We start from the raw sequence: 17,546 nt of genomic DNA, 5'->3' as shown, positions 1-17,546 counted from the left end.
GGACCTTTGTGGACTGGGATGATGCAGCGGGAACCCGATGGGGTCACCACGGATGGTGAGGGCGAGCCGGACGTGCCGACGGTCAGGGCGCCGAGGCGAGCGCCTCCTCTTCGGTGTCATCCGCCAGTGAACCGCGGCCCTGCCCACGCGACCGGAAGACGCCGACGCTTCGACGCTGCTCCGACGCCGCGTCCGCGCGTCGTTGCGGCTGGCCGGTGCTGGGGCCGCTGTCTGTGTCTCGATCCCCACGGGCGACCGCGGCGACACGCCCGACGCCTTCGGAGACCTCGTCGACCCCCTGGGCGGCTTCACTCACGTTACGGGCGATCTCGGCGGTCGTGGCCGATTGCTCGTCGACCGCCGAGGAGATCGTCTGTTGCAGGGCGTTGATCCTGTCAATTATCTCGCTGATCCCGCCGATCTCCTCCACGGCGTGCGCCGTGTCGGTCTGAATGGCGGTGACGCGCTGACCGATGTCCTCAGTGGCCTTGCTGGTCTGCTGTGCGAGCGCCTTGACCTCACCGGCTACCACGGCGAATCCCTTCCCGGCGTCGCCGGCACGGGCGGCCTCGATCGTGGCATTGAGTGCGAGGAGGTTCGTTTGCTCCGCGATCGAGGTGATCAGTTCCAGGACACGATCGATCTCGCGGGTGGACTGGCCGAGCCGGTCGACTGTGTCGTTCGTGCCGGCGGCGCGCTCGACGGCCTCTCCGGCGACCTGACTGGCCTCGTTCGCGCTCTGCGCAATCTCGCGGACGCTGCTGTTCATCTCTTCGACTGCGGTGGCTACGGTGGTCACGTTCTGGCTGACCTGCTCGGAGGCTGCCGACACGACGTGGGCCTCGTTCGCCGTCGACTCGGACGTGACGTGCAGGGACGCGAGTAGCTCGCTCGTCTGGGCCATCTGATCGTTGAGTGCCTCGGCGAGCCCCCTCGTCTCGGCGGTGCCCTGCGGCACCAGGCGGAAACTCCGGTCGTCGGGGTCGCGGGCGTCCAACGCCTGCCCGAAGCGGCTGATGGGGCGCGAAACCTTGGTTTGGATCAGCCACAGGAGCCCGGCGATGCCCACCGGGATGGCGAGGGCGAGCGTCAGCAGGAGCCCCTGGCCCAGGCTGTTGCGGGCTTCCGCGTCGGCCGCGGCGGCGTCAGCCTGTTCGGCTAGGCGCTGATTGAACTCCGTGAGCGGGCCCATGATCGATTCGACGTGGCCGCGGTACTCGTCGTCGAACACGAGGGACTGCGCGGTCGCGACCTGCTCGTCGGGGGACGCCGTGACGTCGTCCGTGCTGAGGTCGAAGTCGGCGACGGCACCGGGCATGGCTGCTTCGCTGACCCCCTCGGCCTCCAGCATCAGCCGCATCGCCCGGGCCTCGGTGTCGACGAGCTCAACCGAGTTCGCGTTGGCCTCGTCGACCAGTGCGAGATCCTCGTCGGGCACGCCGAGCGCCTCGAGTTCCTCGAGCGCGGCGTTCTGGCTTTGCGTGACCTCAACCTCCTCCCAGTAGTCGTCAAGGAAGTCGGGATCGCCGGTCATGACGTAGCTCCGCACTTGATCGGTGAGGAATGCGGAGGAGTCAGCGACCTGGTCGCCCAGGGCCGACAACCGCATGCGGTTCTCTTGTGCGTCCGCGAGTTGGTCGTTGGCGCTGCTGGAGAACCAGACAGCGAGCAGAAGAAGGACCGTCACTGCCGCCAGGAAGACGGCGGCGATCAGCATGACCGTGGACTGTTTGATGGCACGTGAACCCATGAATGATCCCCGACTTCCGTGGCGTCGATGCTTCGGCGTTATGCAACCGACGGTCGACTTACCCCGTGCGGGGTTAAGCATGGCTTAATAAGGTCGTGCGCGGCTCAGTGCACTATTCCCGGGGGCCAGCCATCCTGCCCGTGGCCCCTACCGGCAGGGCGCGCTCTCCCGGGCCGCTCGATCCCCGCGCACCTCGGCGGGCAGGAACGCCGAGAAGAGGTGGCCGATGCTCACGGCGATGACCACCGTCCCGAGGCCGATCGCGCCACCGAGCAGCCAGCCCGTGAGGAACATGGTGAGCTCCATCACGGTTCGCACGCGCCCCACCGACCAGCCGCGGCCGGTCAACGCGAGCATGAGCACCTCGACCGGGCCCGCACCGAACCGCGCGGCGATCACCATCGACAGGCCGTAGGCGGCGAGCGCGAGTCCGCCGATGAGCGCGAGCAAGCGCGCGGCGAGCAGCTCGGGCACCTCGGGGTACAGCCATCCCCACAGGTCGATGATCGGACCGAGGGCGAACACCAGCAGGACCGTCGCCGGGCCCACCTCGCCGCCGAGACGCCAGCCGAGCACGGTGACGATGCCCGACAGGAGCACGCTCGCGACCCCGAACGTGACGCCGAGCTGCGTCGCGACCCCGTCGATGAGCAGGTCGTACGGCCCGATGCCCAGCTCCGCCCACAGCATCGACGAGATGCCGAACCCCGCGATCAGGACCCCTGCGGCGAGCGCAGCAGGTCGCGCCCTCCCCGTGAACACGGGCAGGCGCACGTGTCGCAGCGTGCGACGCAGAGCGGACCGTTCGATCTCGTCCTCACTTGGCTCGGCCGGGGGCAAGTCCGACGCTTGTTTGCCGCGTCCGGTAGCCGATCCAGGCGACGGCAGCCAGCCAGCCTATCGACTCGACCCCGTGGTGGCCGCGGCCCAGCCCTTACCACCCTGATCGGATGCGAGGTCGCTCCTCGTGGCTTTGCAGCCCCCGATTTCGAGGCCCGATACTCATCGCGTTGCCGAGGAGGGGATGTCGCATGGCGGAGGGCGCGCCCGGGCCCGGTGCCGCGCCTGGGGACTCGGGTGACGACGGGGGCGACGAGGGCGCCCCTCGGGCGCCGGTGCGCGCGGAGGGCGCTCACCAGCCGGAGTACGCCGAACGGACGGCGTCCTGGCCCGGCCTGCTCGGGGTGTTCCTCAAGCTCGGTGTGGTCGCGTTCGGGGGGCCGGTCGCGCACATCGCGATGATGGACAAGGAGGTCGTCGAGCGACGCCGCTGGGTGCACCGGCAGCACTTCCTCGACGTCATGGCGGCGACGAACCTGCTGCCGGGGCCGAACTCGACGCAGATGACGATGCACATCGGCTACGTGCAGCGCGGCACCGCCGGCGTGTGGGCGGCCGGCAGCGCGTTCATCCTGCCCGCGGCGCTGATCACGTTCGCGCTCACGTGGCTCTATGTCGAGCTCCGCGACCTGCCTGCGATGGACGCGGTGTTCTACGGCGTCCAGCCGGTGGTGATCGCGGTCATCGCCACCGCGATGGTGCGGCTGGCGCCGACCGCGGCCAGCGAGTGGAGGACGCGCGGGGTGTTCGCCGGCGCGCTCGCCCTGGGGTTGCTCGGGGTCAACGAGCTGGTGGTGCTCGCGTTGGGCGCACTCGCGGGTGTGGTGCTGTACCGCTGGCGACCGTGGCAGCGTCGGCCGCGTCGCGGGGTCAACGGCATGGTGATCACGCCGCTGGCCCCCTGGCTCGCGACGACGCCGACGCCGACCGCCGCGCCGGATCTCGTCTGGCAGCTCGCGTGGCTGTTCGCGAAGTTCGGCGTCACGCTGTTCGGCAGTGGCTACCTGCTGGTGGCGTATCTGCAGACCGACATCGTCGACCGGTTCGGGTTGCTCACGACCGAGCAGCTGATCGAGGCGATCGTGATCGGCGAGATGACCCCGGGGCCGCTGTTCACCGTCTCCACCGCGGTGGGCTACATGGTCGGCGACGTGCCCGGTGCCGTCGTCGCGACGGTGGCGATATTCTTCCCGTCGTTCTTCCTCGCGATGCTGCTGGGCCGGTGGATGCCGGCGATCAAGCGGTCCGAGGTCGCGAGCGCGGTGCTCAAGGGGCTGACCGCGGCGGTGCTGGGCGTGATGCTCGCGGTGGCGGTGGAGATCGGCATGCGGGTGATCGTCGACGTGCCCACCGGTGCGCTCGCACTGGCCGCGCTCGCGGCGCTCGTGTGGACGCGGGTCAGCGCGATCCTGCTGATCCCCATCGGGGGACTGCTCGGCTACCTGTGGATCACGTTCGTCGCATAGGAGCGTCACGCTCCCGTTCCAGCCGGCGTCGTGCCGCGTTGTACTCGGCGCCGGTGAGCAGCGCGAGGTTCAGCAGGTACAGCCAGAGCCCGAGGACGATCGCGGTCGCGAGCTGCTCGGGATACTGGTCCCCGAAGCCCTGGACGAAGACGAGCGCGGCCGTGAACGCCAGCGTGCCGAGCACGACGCCGCCGGTGGCGAGCACCGCCCCCCGCCACAGTGCTCGCCACGGGAGTTGCTCGCTCGGTAGCCACCGGTAGATGACGAGGTTCACCGCCAGCTGTACCACGATCGCGCCGGGAACGATGACGAGCGCGATCAGCACGCCTTCGCCCACGAGCGCCGTGCCGAACGACACCGCGATCAGCAGCAGGAAGGCGGCGACGAGGAGCACCGCGCCCGGGATCAGCCCGCGCAAGCGCCCCTTGAGACCGGTGGGTCCCGGCCCCTCGAAGCCGAAGGCGTCGTTCAGGGCGCGCGCCCAGCCGCTTGCCAGCGTCGTGGCCGGCCACAGGAGGAAGACGGCACTGAAGCCGGCGATCTGCCCGGCTTGATCCTCCACCTCGTGCAGCACGTCAACCAGGCCGAACCGGTCGATGGGCGTGTCCTCGAGCAACTCGATGACGGCGTCCACGGCCTCCGAGGAGGCCAGGAACTGCAGCAACCCGAAGCCGATGGCGATCGACGGTCCGACCGAGATCAGCCCGAAGAAGGCCAGGCCAGCGCCCAGCAGCAGCACGTTGCGAGCGCCGGCACCCCGGAGCGTCTCCACCCACAGGGAGGGCGTCTGCTCGCGGGCGCGCGCGGCGTGGCGGCGAACGTCGGACATCTCTGGATGCTCCCCCTCTGCAGGGGGCCTACCCGCGTCCGGGGCATGGGAGTCGTCCCGACGGGGTGGCAGGGCTGGCGAGCCGAGCCGGTCGATCCCATACTCCCGGCATGGACTCGGATCCCGTGGACCGATACTTCAGCGTCGAGCAGGCGCGGGCCGCGCTGCCCGACATCGTCGAGCAGGCCGAACGGCTCATCGACCTGCGTTGGCGTCTCGCGGACGCGCAGTTCGACCTCCAGCACGCGGAGGCACCGGACAGCAGCGTGCCCGAGGCCAAAGCGCTCGAGGCGCGCGTGCACGACATCGTCGAGGGCTTCACCCAGCAAGGGTTGCAGGTCAAGGGCGTCGCGCCGCTGCTGCTCGACTTCCCGGCTCAGGTCGAGGGCCGTGAGGGCCTGCTGTGCTGGCTGGAGCGCGAGCCCGACCTGGCGTACTGGCATCCGGTGGAGCTCGGGTTCATGGGTCGACGCCCGATCCCCGACTGAGGAATCGATGACCGATCGGCGGCACGTGCTGGCACGCCGGGCGGCGGTCCAAGGGCTGCACCGACACGAGCGTCGAGGCGAGGCTGAAGTGCCCGACCTCCGAGTGCTCGACCTCGGGGTGCAGGACACCCCGCCGGGCTCGGCGGCCCAGGCGCTGGCCATCCGCTTGGGCCGGGCGCCTCCCGGCGCCGCCGACGATGACCGGCTCGCGGTCACCTGGACGTTCCGGGGCGCGCCGCATGTCCATCGCGCCGACGACCTGCTCCCCCTGTCCCGTGCGCTGTGGCCGGTGAGCGAGGACGACGCACTGACCCGCTTGGACACGTCGGCCTCCCCGCTTCGGGGCATGGGCATGACCCCCCGGCAGGCCCTGCGGTTCGTCGCGCAGCAGGTGCGCGAGGTCGTGACCGAACCGATGGCCAAGGGTGAGGTGAGCGCGGCGCTAACCCCGCGGGTGCCGGCTGAGCTGACGATGGACTGCCAGCGGTGCGAGGCCACGCACATCATCGAAACATTGTTCCGCTCCGCGATGCTTCCGGCCGGTCTGAGCTTCGTGCCGGGTCGAAAGGGGGTGGTGTTCGCACCGATTCCGGGCTGGCCCGGACCGCCCGAAGAGGCCGAGGCCCCCGCCCACCTACTGCGGGCCTACCTGCACCTGCACGGCCCCGCGACCTTGGCCGAGGCAGCCTCGTTCCTCGGGGCCCGCGGACGTGATCTCCAGGGCCACGTCCCCGCTGATGCCGTCGACGTGGAGGTGACTTCGGCCGACGGCGCGGCCAGGCCGGCTTTGGCCCTCCGGGAGGACCTCGAGGCGCTCCGTGAGCCACCTGATCCCCCGCCGTTGCGCCTCCTCCCGCCGTCCGATCCGTTCCTGCAGGCGCGGGACCGCCACCTGCTGGTCCCCGAGGACGGGCTGCGCGCGAGCCTCTGGCCGAGCGTTGGCCGTCCGGGAGCCGTGCTCGCCGAGGGCGAGCTGGTGGGCATCTGGCGTGCGCGGCGGGCGGGCAAACGGCTGGAGGTCGACATCGAGTCCGCCGATCGCCTGCCCGACGTGGTGCGGCCCCACCTGGACGCGGAGGTCGAGCTGATCGCCGAGGCTCGTGGGGCGCACGGGGCCACCGTCGCGGTGCGCTGACCGCGGCACGGACGCTGACCCCGGCACGCGTGCTGCCCCCGCCGGTCGCGGCCTGGCGCTCGTTCGGTCCGCCGCCGGGACCCGGAGGGCCTGCTACGTTGACCGATCGGCGAGTCCGCTGGCATCCCGACCGGTCGAAGCCCCGGCGGGCGCGGACGTGAAAGGCGGCGACTGTGCAGTTCGGCATCTTCTCGGTCGGGGACGTCACCCCCGATCCCACGACCGGCTACACGCCCTCCGAGGGAGAGCGCATCCAGGCGATGCTCGCCATCGCGCTCAAGGCCGAGGAGGTCGGCCTCGACGTGTTCGCCACCGGTGAACACCACAACCCCCCGTTCGTGCCCTCGTCGCCCACGACGATGCTCGGCTGGATCGCCGCGCGCACCGAGCGGATCGTCCTCTCGACCGCGACGACGCTGATCACCACCAACGATCCGGTCAAGATCGCGGAGGACTTCGCGATGCTCCAGCACGTCGCGGCCGGGCGGGTCGACCTCATGCTCGGCCGCGGGAACATGGCGCCCGTCTATCCCTGGTTCGGGCAGGACATCCAGCAGGGGATTCCCCTCGCGATCGAGAACTACGACCTCCTCCACCGTCTGTGGCGCGAGCGGGAGGTCGACTGGCAGGGGCGCTTCCGCACGCCGCTCGAAGGGTTCACGACGACTCCCTGGCCGCTCGACGGGATCCCCCCGATCGTCTGGCACGGGTCGATCCGCAGCCCCGAGATCGCCGAGCAGGCGGCCTATTACGGCAACGGGTTCTTCCACAACAACATCTTCTGGCCCATCGAGTTCGTCGAGCGGATCGTGGGGCTGTACCGGCAGCGCTTCGAGGAGCGCGGCCACGGCCGAGCGGACCAGGCGATCGTGGGCCTCGGCGGGCAGGCGTTCATGCGCCCCAACAGCCAGGACGCGGTCGAGGAGTTCCGTCCCTACTTCGACGTCGCACCGGTGTACGGCCACGGGCCGTCGCTGGAGGAGTACATGGCGCAGACGCCGCTTGCCGTCGGGAGCCCGCAGCAGGTGATCGAGCGGTACGCGGGCATGCGCGACCACGTCGGCGACTATCAGCGTCAGCTGTTCCTGATGGACCACGCGGGCCTCCCGTTGTCCACGGTGCTGGAGCAGATCGAGATCCTCGGGGAGGAGGTCGTGCCCGTCCTCCGCAAGGAGATGGCCCGGGACCGGCCGGAGCACGTGCCCGGCGCGCCGACCCACGAGAGCCGCAAGCAGGCTGCGGGTCTCGAGTAGGCGGAGGGGCCGGCGGGTCCGGTCAGCTCCGCCGTGGATCCAGCGAGACGCCCTCGGCCATCGCGCGCTGGCGCAGCCCCTCGACCGCTCGGTCGAGCTCGCGGACCTCGGGTCCGAGCCGGGGGTCCTCGCCGAGCTCCCGCGCCTCGTCCTTCAGCGTCCCCGCCCGCTCGAGCAGCAGCGAGCCGAACAGGGACACCTCCTCGCGGTCGAGGGTCCGGATCCGTCCCAGCAGGTCGGAGATGTCCCGGCGCAGGCCCTCGGACTCGACGAAGCGCTGGCGGCGCCGGTCGGCTTCGACCACCGCGTCGGGATCCAGTTCGAGCCTGCGCGCGAGGGTGCGCAACGCCTCCTCGTACTCGTGGTCGCTGTCGTCGCCGAAGACGAGGACCGCCCGCTCGATGTCGACGAACGGTTCGGGCGGCGGTCGCAGCTTCGCCTTGTAGAAGGCGTCGTCGCACGTCTCGGTGAAGACGTCCGCGTGCCATTGCCCGACCGCGTAGTAGGCGTTGGTCGCGCCGAGTCGGTCACCGTCGGCCGTCCGCGCGGCGGCCTCGTGGAGCTGGTGGCCGCGCTCCTCGATCGCGCGCACGTAGAGATCCCGCGCCAGCTGCGCCGGATCCCGTTCGGGGCGCCGCCGGAACAGTCCCACGTCCGCTCTCGTGTCGAGGTCCGATCGGTCCATCACCGTAGCTGGTCAGCCGGGCCATCATCGGAGCGGTTGGCGCCCGAGGCCGTCGCGGACGTGCCCCGAACCCCCGGCCCGTCGTTTCGAGGCACCCGATCCCGGGCACACGGGCGGCCCCGGAACGAGGAGGACCACATGGGCAGCGCGCACACGCCAGCCGACGACATCGTCTACAACCTCGTCAGCATCCAGTTCCACGCGCTCAAGGCCGCGGAGCTCTACGAGAACTACCTGCAGGACGCGGACCCCGAGCACCAGGAGGTCGCCGACTTCATCCGCGAGTGCCAGCGTCACGACGCGTGGCGCGGCGAGCGGGCCCACGAGCTACTGCGCGACCTGACGAAGGACCACGGCCTCAACCCGCAGTCCGGCGCCTGACGCGATCGGGGCGGATCAGTCCCATCGGAACCGGAGCGTGGCGATCGCGACGGTGGCGACCGTCCAGACCGCGAGCACCGCGAGGTGCCACGCATTCACGCCGGCACCCGTCCAGGCGTCCTGAAGTCCGTGCATCGTCGCGCCGACGGGTGTGAACTCGCCGATCCGCGCCAGCACGTCGGGGAGCAGCTCGGCCGGGACCATGAGCCCGCCCAGGAACAGTTGCGGGAAGAACAGGCCCAGCCCGTACGCGGTCGCGGCACTGGCCTTCGGGGCCACCGCGGCGATGGCCACGCCCAAGGCGTAGAGCGCGAGCATGCCGAGCCCGAGCACCGCGACCACCCCCCCGATGTGCTGTGGCGCCGACACCCCGAACACCGCGCCCGCGATCGTGGCGGTCAGGCCCAGGCTCACGACCACCACGCCGACGTGGACGATCAACTGCGCGAGCAGCACCGACAGCGGGTTCGCGGGGGTCGTGGCGAGGCGACGAAGGACCCCCCGCTCGCGATAGGTCGACAGGGTCACCGGGAAGACCGAGATCGCCATCATGGCGAGCACGAGCACCAGCGCGATCGGCAGGATGAACACCTCGAACGCCGAGTACCCACCCAGGTCCGGGTCGGCCTCGCGGAGGTCCGGGGCGCTGCCGAAGCCCACCAGCAGGGCGAGCGGCAGCGCGAACGGCAGCACGATCGACGCGATGTCGCGCCGGAACAGGGTGAACTCGATCGCGGTCAGCTTCGTCAGTCGGCTCACGGGGACACCTCGCCGGCCGCATCGGCTCGCAGCTCCTCGGGGGCGTGGTCGCGGCCGGTGAGCGCGAGGAAGGCGTCCTCGAGCGTCGCTTGACCGAGCCGCGCCGACACCGTGACCGCTCCGAGGGCACGGACTCGCGTGGCGATCGCGTGCAGCACGTCCCCGTCGCCCCGGATCACGAGCTCCTCGCCCTCCGTGGCGACCGCGTGCACCTCCGCGAGATCGGCGAGCGCGCTTGCCTCGATCGGCGGCACGGTCCGCAGGCGCAGTTGGGCGCTGGTCTCGACGCCACCGATCAGCGCAGCGGGGGTGTCGGTGGCCACGACCCGACCGCGGTCGATGATCGCGAGGCGGTCGCACAGGCGCTCCGCCTCGTCCATGAAGTGGGTGACCAGCACCACCGTGACCCCGGAGGCGCGTACCTGCTCGATCAGGTGCCACGTCTCGCGCCGGGCGTTCGGATCGAGACCTGTGGTCAGTTCGTCCAGGATCGCGACCCGCGGGTCGCCGACCAGTGCCAACGCGATCGACAGCCGTTGTTGTTCGCCGCCCGAGAGGTTCCCGAACGCCGTCGTCGCTCGCTCGGTGAGCCCGAGGTCGGTGAGCAACCGGTCGGGGTCGGCGGGCGCCTCGTAGAGATGCGCATACAACTCGAGAGCCTCGCCGACGCGCAGGGCGTCGGGAAGCCGGCTCTCCTGCAGCTGCACGCCGATCTGCTCGCGCAACGCTCGGCCGTCGCGCCGAGGATCGAGACCGAGCACGCGGATCCGTCCGCGGTCGGGGCGGCGCAGGCCGATCAGGCACTCCACCGTCGTGGTCTTGCCGGCGCCGTTGGGTCCCAGGATCCCGAAGATCTCGCCGTCCTCGACCGTCAGCGAGACCGCGTCGGCCGCGACGGTCTCGCCGTAGGCCTTGTGCAGCTCGTGCACCTCGATGACGGACATGGCGCCTCTCCAGTGGGTCGGGCGGGCGGCGAGCGTCAGTGTCGGGGAGGGCCGGCGGGTGCGCATCGGCCGTCGGTCGACGGCTCCGGGCCTCCAGGTCGACGTCGGGTGGTGGAGGGTGTCGACCCTGGTCGAGCGGGCGGTGGACCAAGGTCGGTGGTCCGCCGCCAGGCGGACAGCGTAGGCTCGGCACGTGGACCCCAGCCGGCAGCGCGGGTGGCTCATCGAGGCCGGCGTCGTCGTCGCGACGGCGGCCTGGCCACTGGTGCTGTGGTATCAGCACCGAGCCGGGGAGTTCGCGTGGCCGGGGCGCGAGCGGTTGGCCGTCGAGCTGCTCGCGACCGTGCTCGCCCTCGGGGCGCTGGCCTGGCGCCACCGCCACCCCACGGCCGTGGCGCTGGTGATCCTGCCGCTGTCGGCCTCGGCCTTCGCGGTCGTGCCCGCCTTCGTGGCCCTGTTCACCGTCGCCGTGCACCGCGAGCGCCGCGCGGTGGTGGCCATCGCCGCCGGCTATCTCGCCGCCGCGCTCGCCGGGGCCGCCGTCCTCGACCCGCCCGAGAGTTGGCTGCCGCACGTCGCGACGATCGCGGCCTTCCACGCGCTCCCGGTCACCCTGGGCATGGTGCGCGCCTCGCGGCTCGCCCTGCTGCGCGAGTACGAGGACCGCGCCCGGCGCGCCGAGGCCGAGCAGCAGCTGCGGGTCGACCAGGCCCGCCGCCTGGAACGTCAGCGCATCGCCCGCGAGATGCACGACGTCGTCGCCCACCGGCTCTCGCTGGTCAGCCTGCACGCCGGGGCGCTGACCTACCGTTCGAACGCGTTCGGCCAGGACGTCGCCGAGGCCGCCGAGGTGATCCGCACGAGCACGCACGAGGCGCTCGACGAGCTGCGCGGGCTGATCGGGGTGCTGCGGGAGGCCCCGGAGAGCGCCGAACCCGAGCGACCGCAGCCGACCCTGGCCGATGTGCCCGCCCTGCTCGACCGTTGCCGCGCCGCCGGCACGAGGCTGACCGTGCACGACACCGCCGACGGTGCCGATTCGCTCCCACCGGCCATCGGCCTGGCCGCCTATCGCGTGTTGGAGGAGGGGCTCACGAACGCGGCGAAGCACGCGCCCGACGCGCCCGTCGCGGTCACGATGGACGGCCGGGCGGGGGACCGGCTGCTGGTCGAGGTTGCGAACCCCCTGCCGTTGCCGCTCGGTGCGGGCCGTGACCGGCACCGCACCATCCCCGGCGCGAACGCGGGCCTCGTCGGACTCGTCGAGCGGGTGACGTTGGCCGGCGGGCGGCTGGAGCACGGACCGACCCAGGACGCGAGGTTCCGGCTGCGGGCGGAGCTGCCGTGGCGAGAGTGAACGACGCGAGCGTTCGCGTGCTCCTCGTCGACGACGATCCGCTGGTCCGCTCCGGCCTGCGCCTGATCCTCGACGGTGCGGACGACGTCCGGGTCGTCGGCGAGGCGGCCGACGGCGACGAGGTGCCGGACGCCGTCGCCGCCTCCCAGCCTCACGTGGTGCTCATGGACCTACGCATGCCGCGGGTGGACGGGTTGGCGGCGACCGAACGCGTCCGCGGGCGGACCGGGGCGCCGGAGGTGCTCGTGCTGACCACCTTCGACGCCGACGAACACGTCCTGCGGGCCCTCGAAGGCGGCGCCAGCGGCTTCCTGTTGAAGGACACGCCGCCCGAGGCGATCGTCGACGCCATCCGGACCGTGGCGGCGGGCGAAGCCGCCCTGTCCCCGTCGGTCGCGCGGCGGCTGATCGCCCACGTCGCCGACGACGAATCCGCGGAGTGCCGCAACGACGCGACCGCGCGTCTCGCTCGGCTGACCGACCGTGAGCACGAGGTGGCCCTGGCGGTCGGCCAGGGCTCCTCCAACGCCGAGATCGCGGACGACCTCGCGATGAGCGTCGCCACCGTCAAGGCGAACATCACGCGGATCCTCGCGAAACTCGGGGTCGACAACCGGGTGCAGGTCGCGCTGCTGGTCCACGAAGCACGCGGACGCTGACCTGCGATCGGCAGGAGGCTGTCCCGGAACTGATGGGCGGATGGCGTGAAGATTGGACGTTTCAACGTACCACTACTGGCGGCGCGTTCCCGGCAGTAGGTTCGCTCCGCTCCCGGGTTCACCGGGACCTCGATGGGAAGGGGCGAGGATGAGGGGAAAGACACGGGCCGTCGTGGTGCTGCTGGCGACACTTCTGGCGGTCGGGATGATGGCGGGGCCGGCGGCGGCGCACTATCTGGTGGTCGATCCGCCGGGCCAGGACGAAGCACAGGTCCAGTGGGTGGGCGGTCCGGCACTCCCGGATGCGACGCTCGGCAACGAGGCGTTGGCGGTCGTCGGCGGCGGGCCGGATGCGGGCCGCATGCAGTCGCCCGCGCATGAGAAGGGGCTGAACACGGCCTGTGAGCGCATGCGGGAACAGGGTCGCAGCGCCGCGGACATCTTCGGTCCACCGGGCCCCCCGATGGTGCCGACGTCCGGCTGCCCGCACGGCCAGTAGCGGGCGGCGCACGTCGCCCGCGAGGCCGCACCGTTCGAACGGCGCGGCCTCGCGGACGCTGAGCGCCGGTTCCAGGCGGTCACGCCATCCTCTCGGTGCCCCCCGGGGAAACCCCTGATCGCACGGTCGTGGGCCGGGCGTCACCATGCGTCCGTCATGGCACGCCTCGACCGTTTTGTCCGCACCTCCCGTCTCGGCAAGGCCTGGCTCGGGCTGCTCGTCGCCGGGGCCGTCCTCGCCGCGGTCGCTCCTGCCGTGCGGGCGGCCCGCGAAGCGGATCCCGTGAATCGCGTGCGCACGGACGCCGCCGAGCCCGCGGCAGCCGAAACACTGGACGCCCATCTCGAAGATCTCGAGGGCTATCTCGCCGAAGAGGTGGCTGTGAGCCCGCTGCCGGGCCTGGCGGTCGCGGTCACCCACGGCGACGAGATCGTCCACCTGGCCGGCTACGGCAGCGCGGCCCACGGGGAGCCCATGACCCCCGACACGCCGATGCGCCTGGCCTCGCTCAGCAAGTCGTTCACCGCCCTGGCCGTCCTACGGCTCGCAGAGGAGGGCGCGCTCGACCTCGACGACCCGGTGCGCGATCACGTCCCGGGCGTCGTGCCCGCCGACCACCACGCCGGCACCCCCCTCACGCTGCGGCACCTGCTCAACCAGACCGGTGGGCTCGCCGACCGGTCCTTCGACAGGCTGTGGGACCTCGACGTGGAAACGCCCGCCGACCGGGTCACTCAGCTCGCGGGCGCCGAGCCGGTCGCGCAGCCCGGCACGGCCCACCGCTACTCGAACCCGAACTACGAGATCCTCGCCCGGGTCGTGGAGGTGGCCTCCGGTGAGACGTTCGACGACTACCTCGACGAGGCCGTGTTCGGCCCGCTCGGCATGGACGACACGGCCGGTCATGCCCGGACCGATCTGGCCACGCCCGAGGTGGCGCAGGGCCACGTGGTCGCCTTCGGGGTGCCCGTCGCGCGCGACGAGCCCCCCGGGTTCATCGCGGGCTCCGGCGGCGTCGTCTCGACCGCCTCCGACTCGCCCGAGCGGTGATCGCCCAGAGCAACGGGGGCCGCTTCGACGACGAGCAGGTGCTCCACCCCGAGAGCGTCGAGCTCGTGCGGACGTCACCGGCCGACGTCGACGGCGACTACGCGATGGGCTGGTGGACCGACGAGTCGAGCGGGCATCCGACGCTCGAGCACAACGGGGTGCTCGGCACCGCCTACGCCGAGCAGGTCCTGTTGCCCGACACCGGCCACGGGATCGTGCTGCTCGCCAACGCGAACCACGCGTTCACCGAGGTGCCCCGGATCAAGGACGGCGTCGTGGCGCTGCTGAACGGCGAGGCCCCCTCGAGCGGTCCCGTGACGCACCGGCGTCTCGCGGGCCTGTTCGTCGTACTGATCCTGTTCGGGCTGCTCGTCCGGGCTCGAGGGTTCCTCCGGCGCGACTCGTGGGCTCGTCGCAGCCTGCGGCGGCCCGCCTGGCTGCGGTGGCTCGGCATCGCGCGGCTGTTCCTGCCCGCGGTGCTCCTCGTGGGCCTGCCGAGCCTCATGGCGACGCTCGCCGGTCGGGTCTTCCCGCACCGCATGCTGCTCCTGGCCGCTCCCGAGCTCGTGATCTGGCTCGGCGTCGCGACCGTCACCGGCGCGGCACTCGCGGGGGCACGCGCGCTCGCGTTGCGCCGAGCGTGACCGCACGACTGTCAGTCGTCGGCGTCGTTGCTGAGGCGGATGAGGTCGGTGGGGTCGTCGTCGATGGCGAGGTAGATGTGACCGGTGTCGGGGTGGGTCGCCAGGTCGCGGATGCGCCAGCCCTGGTCGGCGAGCAGGGGGTCGTGTTCGGTGAGTTCGCCGTCGCGTTCGCTGAAGTGGGCGAGGTGTTGGCTGGCCAGCCCGCCGAGGAGCAGGTCGCCGTGCCAGGTGGGGAACTCGTCGCCGGTGTAGAACATCGTCCCGGCGGGGGGGAAGCCGCCGGTGTTGCATTCCCAGGTGTGGACGGGGTCGGTGATGTCGTCGTGGTCGCCGGGGTGGTCGCCCAGGGGCGTGTCGGTGCCGTAGTGGCAGCCGGTGTGGGTGGTCGGCCAGCCGTGGTTGCCGCCGGGGGAGAGGCGGTTGATCTCGTCGCCGTCCTCCTCGCCGTGTTCGCTTTGCCAGATGTCGCCGGTGTCGGGGTGGATGGTCATGCCTTGGACGTTGCGGTGCCCGTAGGTGTAGATCTCGTCGGCGATGTCGTCGGTGTCGGTGAAGGGGTTGTCGTCGGGCACCGTCCCGTCGGGGTCGAGGCGGATCGTGGTGCCCAGCGTGTTGCTGGGGTCTTGGCTGGGGTGGTCGTCGAAGTCCTTGTTGCCGCGGTCGCCGATGGTCATGTACAGCTGCCCGTCGGGGTCGAAGATCACGCGTGAGCCGTAGTGCTGGGTGCTGTCGACGAACGGTTCGGCGGCGAACAGCACCTCGACGTCGTCGAGGGTGAGCTGGTCGGTGTCCAGCTGCCCGCGGACGAGGTGGGTGCTGGTCGCGCCGGTGTCGTCGGCGGCGGAATAGGTCAGATAGACCCAGGGCGTGTCGGCGAAGTCGGGGTGGGCGGCGACGTCGAGCAGGCCACCCTGCCCCCCGGTGTGGACCTCGGGCACCCCCTCGATGCGGTCGAGCTCGCCGGCGGCGGTGTCGACCAGCGCCAACGAACCCGCCCGCTCGGTCACCAACAACCGGTCCGGCTCATCGGGCAGGAACGCCAACCCCCACGGCTCGGACAACCCCTCCACCACCGACTCCACCGCCAGCTCCGGCTCGGGGTGTTCCTCCTCGTCCGCGTCGTCGGGGCCGTCAGCCGGCTCGTCGTCGCGGGGCTCGTCCTCCCCGTCGAGGGGCTCATCGGGTTCGTCGCCCTCGTCGCCCTCGTCGCCGTCGTCGGGCTCGTCGGTCGCCTCGTCGTCCGGGTCGTCGGTCGGATCCTCGGCGTCGCCGTCCGCGGCTGGCTCGGGTGGCTCCTCCTCGGGCTCTCCGCCGGCGAGGGCGACGTACGCGCCCACTCCGGCCAGAATCAGGACGAGCGCCACGGCGACAACGGCCAGGGGTCTCTTGCCCATTCAGTCCCTCACTGGGCCGGTCGGTGCCATCGGCGTCCCTCGACTGTAGCGGGGCAGGGCGGGGCTCGGCTCGGAGCAGCTGCGCGGGTGCGCCGGTGCTTGCGCTCGGTCCCGGCGCCTCCCTAGGCTCGCCGCGCTCGGTGTTCGCGGGGGCCGTCGACCTCCCCCGGTAGCGGCGCGATCGGCGGGGACGGAGGGGTCACGTGGTCCGGCGCGGCGCCCGCTCGGGTACGCAGTCCCTGAGCCGTGCGCAGGCCCGCGGGGTCGCGCTCGCGGCCCAGGGGTTCGCCGACGCCTCGCCCAGCGGACGGGTCGACGCCCGACACCTGCGGCGGGTGCTGGCCCGAACGCAGGTGTTGCAGATCGACTCGGTCAGCGCTGTCGCGCGGGCCCACTACTTCCCCGCCTTCTCACGCCTCGGCCCGTACCCGCGTGGGTTGGTCGACGACCTCGCCTACCGGCGTCGGGAGCTCTTCGAGTACTGGGTGCACGAGGCCTCCTTGGCGCCGGTCGACCTGCACCCGCTCCTGCGCTGGAGGATGCGGCGCTTCGGGTACCGGCCGGCGAGCCGGGTCCTGGCCGACGCGCCGGCCGGCTGGCTCGATGCGGTCGAGCAGGCCATCCGCGAGGGCGGGCCGGCGACCGCGGCCGAGATCGAGGGCCATCGCGCCGCGCGTGGCCCGTGGTGGGACTGGTCGGAGGTCAAGGCCGCCTGCGAGGAGCTGTTCGGCCGGGGACGCCTCGCCGTGCGCGAGCGACGCGGGTTCGTGCGCGTCTACGACCTCGCGGGACGCGTCGTGCCCGAGGGGGTGCTCGCGGCGCCGACTCCCAGTGAGCCGGATGCGCACGCGGCGTTGGTGGAGCGGGCGGCCAGGGCCCACGGCGTCGCGACCACCGGCGACCTGGCCGACTACTTCCGGCTGCGCAAGGGCGAGGCACGCGTTGCGGTCGACCGGCTCGTGGAGGAGGGCCGGCTCGAACCCGTCGCGGTCGAGGGCCTCGACGGCGAGGCGTACCTGCACGCGGAGGCGCGGGTGCCCCGACGCGTGGAGGCCTGCACCCTGCTCGCCCCCTTCGATCCCGTCGTCTGGTATCGGCCGCGCGCCCGGTGGCTGTTCGGGTTCGACTACCGCATCGAGATCTACACACCAGCGGCCAAGCGGGAGTACGGCTACTACGTGTTGCCGCTGCTGCTCGGCGACCAACTGGTCGCCCGGGCCGACGTTCGAGCGGACCGTGCGAACGGAACGCTGCGGGTGCCCGGTGCGTTCGCCGAGCCCGCGGCCGACCCGGGAAGCGCCGCCGACGGCCTACGAGACGCGCTCGGCCGGCTCGCGACGTGGCTTGGCCTCGAACGGGTCGAGCCCGGCGACCGAGGCGACCTCGTCGGCCGCCTCGGCGCCTGAGAAGCCG

At 71.8% G+C, this 17,546-nt stretch carries 18 protein-coding genes; 11 read left to right on the top strand and 7 right to left on the bottom strand.

What is annotated here, in order from left to right:
- Positions 1 to 82: 82 nt before the first annotated feature.
- On the bottom strand, positions 83 to 1,750 hold the full coding sequence (locus ER308_RS08570; RefSeq protein WP_205745975.1) for a methyl-accepting chemotaxis protein: 1,668 nt from the start codon (positions 1,748 to 1,750) through the stop codon (positions 83 to 85).
- 147 nt (positions 1,751 to 1,897) lie between these two features.
- Complete coding sequence (locus ER308_RS08565; protein WP_131154596.1) at positions 1,898 to 2,524, bottom strand: YczE/YyaS/YitT family protein; 627 nt, start codon at positions 2,522 to 2,524, stop codon at positions 1,898 to 1,900.
- Between the two features lie 257 nt (positions 2,525 to 2,781).
- Between ER308_RS08565 and chrA the strand changes: the two genes are divergently transcribed.
- Positions 2,782 to 4,056 carry a chromate efflux transporter gene (chrA, locus tag ER308_RS08560; RefSeq protein WP_131154595.1) on the top strand — a complete coding sequence of 425 codons (1,275 nt, stop codon included), beginning with the start codon at positions 2,782 to 2,784 and terminating at the stop codon, positions 4,054 to 4,056.
- Here the strand turns inward: chrA and ER308_RS08555 are convergent.
- A complete protein-coding gene (locus ER308_RS08555) occupies positions 4,040 to 4,885 on the bottom strand; it encodes a YihY/virulence factor BrkB family protein (RefSeq protein ID WP_131154594.1) in 846 nt (281 codons plus the stop codon). The genes chrA and ER308_RS08555 overlap by 17 nt on opposite strands.
- A 110-nt stretch (positions 4,886 to 4,995) precedes the next feature.
- Here ER308_RS08555 and ER308_RS08550 point away from each other — a divergent pair, with 110 nt between their 5' ends.
- The 3 genes from ER308_RS08550 (at position 4,996) to ER308_RS08540 (ending at position 7,761) form a co-directional block, all read left to right on the top strand.
- Positions 4,996 to 5,373, top strand: a complete 378-nt coding sequence (locus ER308_RS08550; RefSeq protein ID WP_131154593.1) for a DUF2203 domain-containing protein — start codon at positions 4,996 to 4,998, stop codon at positions 5,371 to 5,373.
- Between the two features lie 7 nt (positions 5,374 to 5,380).
- Positions 5,381 to 6,508, top strand: coding sequence for a DNA glycosylase AlkZ-like family protein (locus tag ER308_RS08545; protein ID WP_131154592.1), 1,128 nt, complete (start codon positions 5,381 to 5,383; stop codon positions 6,506 to 6,508).
- A 173-nt stretch (positions 6,509 to 6,681) separates the two neighbouring features.
- Positions 6,682 to 7,761 (top strand): LLM class flavin-dependent oxidoreductase, encoded by a 1,080-nt coding sequence (locus ER308_RS08540; RefSeq protein ID WP_131154591.1) that lies wholly within the window; start codon positions 6,682 to 6,684, stop codon positions 7,759 to 7,761.
- A gap of 22 nt (positions 7,762 to 7,783) precedes the next feature.
- On the opposite strand, the gene ER308_RS08535 is transcribed toward ER308_RS08540, so the two are convergent.
- Positions 7,784 to 8,446, bottom strand: coding sequence for a hypothetical protein (locus ER308_RS08535; RefSeq protein WP_131154590.1), 663 nt, complete (start codon positions 8,444 to 8,446; stop codon positions 7,784 to 7,786).
- Between the two features lie 138 nt (positions 8,447 to 8,584).
- On the opposite strand from ER308_RS08535, the gene ER308_RS08530 reads away from it, so the two are divergent.
- On the top strand, positions 8,585 to 8,827 hold the full coding sequence (locus tag ER308_RS08530) for a hypothetical protein (RefSeq protein ID WP_131154589.1): 243 nt from the start codon (positions 8,585 to 8,587) through the stop codon (positions 8,825 to 8,827).
- Positions 8,828 to 8,842: 15 nt separating this feature from the next.
- Here ER308_RS08530 and ER308_RS08525 read toward each other — a convergent pair whose 3' ends face one another.
- The gene (locus ER308_RS08525; protein ID WP_131154588.1) at positions 8,843 to 9,586 is read right to left on the bottom strand and encodes an ABC transporter permease; all 744 of its coding nucleotides are present in this window, start codon (positions 9,584 to 9,586) and stop codon (positions 8,843 to 8,845) included.
- Complete coding sequence (locus tag ER308_RS08520; protein WP_131154587.1) at positions 9,583 to 10,530, bottom strand: ABC transporter ATP-binding protein; 948 nt, start codon at positions 10,528 to 10,530, stop codon at positions 9,583 to 9,585. The genes ER308_RS08525 and ER308_RS08520 overlap by 4 nt, the downstream gene beginning before the upstream one ends.
- 193 nt (positions 10,531 to 10,723) lie before the next feature.
- Between ER308_RS08520 and ER308_RS08515 the strand changes: the two genes are divergently transcribed.
- From ER308_RS08515 to ER308_RS08495, 5 genes are all read left to right on the top strand, one after another.
- Entirely contained in the window at positions 10,724 to 11,887 is a 1,164-nt protein-coding gene (locus tag ER308_RS08515) for a sensor histidine kinase (RefSeq protein WP_131154586.1), read from the top strand.
- Positions 11,875 to 12,546, top strand: coding sequence for a response regulator transcription factor (locus ER308_RS08510; RefSeq protein ID WP_131154585.1), 672 nt, complete (start codon positions 11,875 to 11,877; stop codon positions 12,544 to 12,546). The genes ER308_RS08515 and ER308_RS08510 overlap by 13 nt, the downstream gene beginning before the upstream one ends.
- A gap of 148 nt (positions 12,547 to 12,694) precedes the next feature.
- Positions 12,695 to 13,045, top strand: a complete 351-nt coding sequence (locus ER308_RS08505) for a hypothetical protein (protein WP_131154584.1) — start codon at positions 12,695 to 12,697, stop codon at positions 13,043 to 13,045.
- A gap of 156 nt (positions 13,046 to 13,201) precedes the next feature.
- Complete coding sequence (locus ER308_RS08500) at positions 13,202 to 14,095, top strand: serine hydrolase domain-containing protein (protein ID WP_131154583.1); 894 nt, start codon at positions 13,202 to 13,204, stop codon at positions 14,093 to 14,095.
- Positions 14,092 to 14,739 (top strand): serine hydrolase domain-containing protein, encoded by a 648-nt coding sequence (locus ER308_RS08495; protein WP_131154582.1) that lies wholly within the window; start codon positions 14,092 to 14,094, stop codon positions 14,737 to 14,739. The genes ER308_RS08500 and ER308_RS08495 overlap by 4 nt, the downstream gene beginning before the upstream one ends.
- Before the next feature lie 11 nt (positions 14,740 to 14,750).
- Here the strand turns inward: ER308_RS08495 and ER308_RS08490 are convergent, their stop codons facing one another.
- Complete coding sequence (locus ER308_RS08490; RefSeq protein WP_131154581.1) at positions 14,751 to 16,133, bottom strand: PQQ-dependent sugar dehydrogenase; 1,383 nt, start codon at positions 16,131 to 16,133, stop codon at positions 14,751 to 14,753.
- Positions 16,134 to 16,336: 203 nt separating this feature from the next.
- On the opposite strand from ER308_RS08490, the gene ER308_RS08485 reads away from it, so the two are divergent.
- The gene (locus ER308_RS08485; protein ID WP_205745974.1) at positions 16,337 to 17,539 is read left to right on the top strand and encodes a winged helix-turn-helix domain-containing protein; all 1,203 of its coding nucleotides are present in this window, start codon (positions 16,337 to 16,339) and stop codon (positions 17,537 to 17,539) included.
- Positions 17,540 to 17,546 lie beyond the last annotated feature (7 nt).

The organism is Egibacter rhizosphaerae, assembly GCF_004322855.1.
In the GTDB taxonomy this organism is placed as follows: domain Bacteria; phylum Actinomycetota; class Nitriliruptoria; order Euzebyales; family Egibacteraceae; genus Egibacter; species Egibacter rhizosphaerae.
Note: the sequence above shows the minus strand (reverse complement) of the source record. Positions and strands in the feature narration are given on the sequence as shown.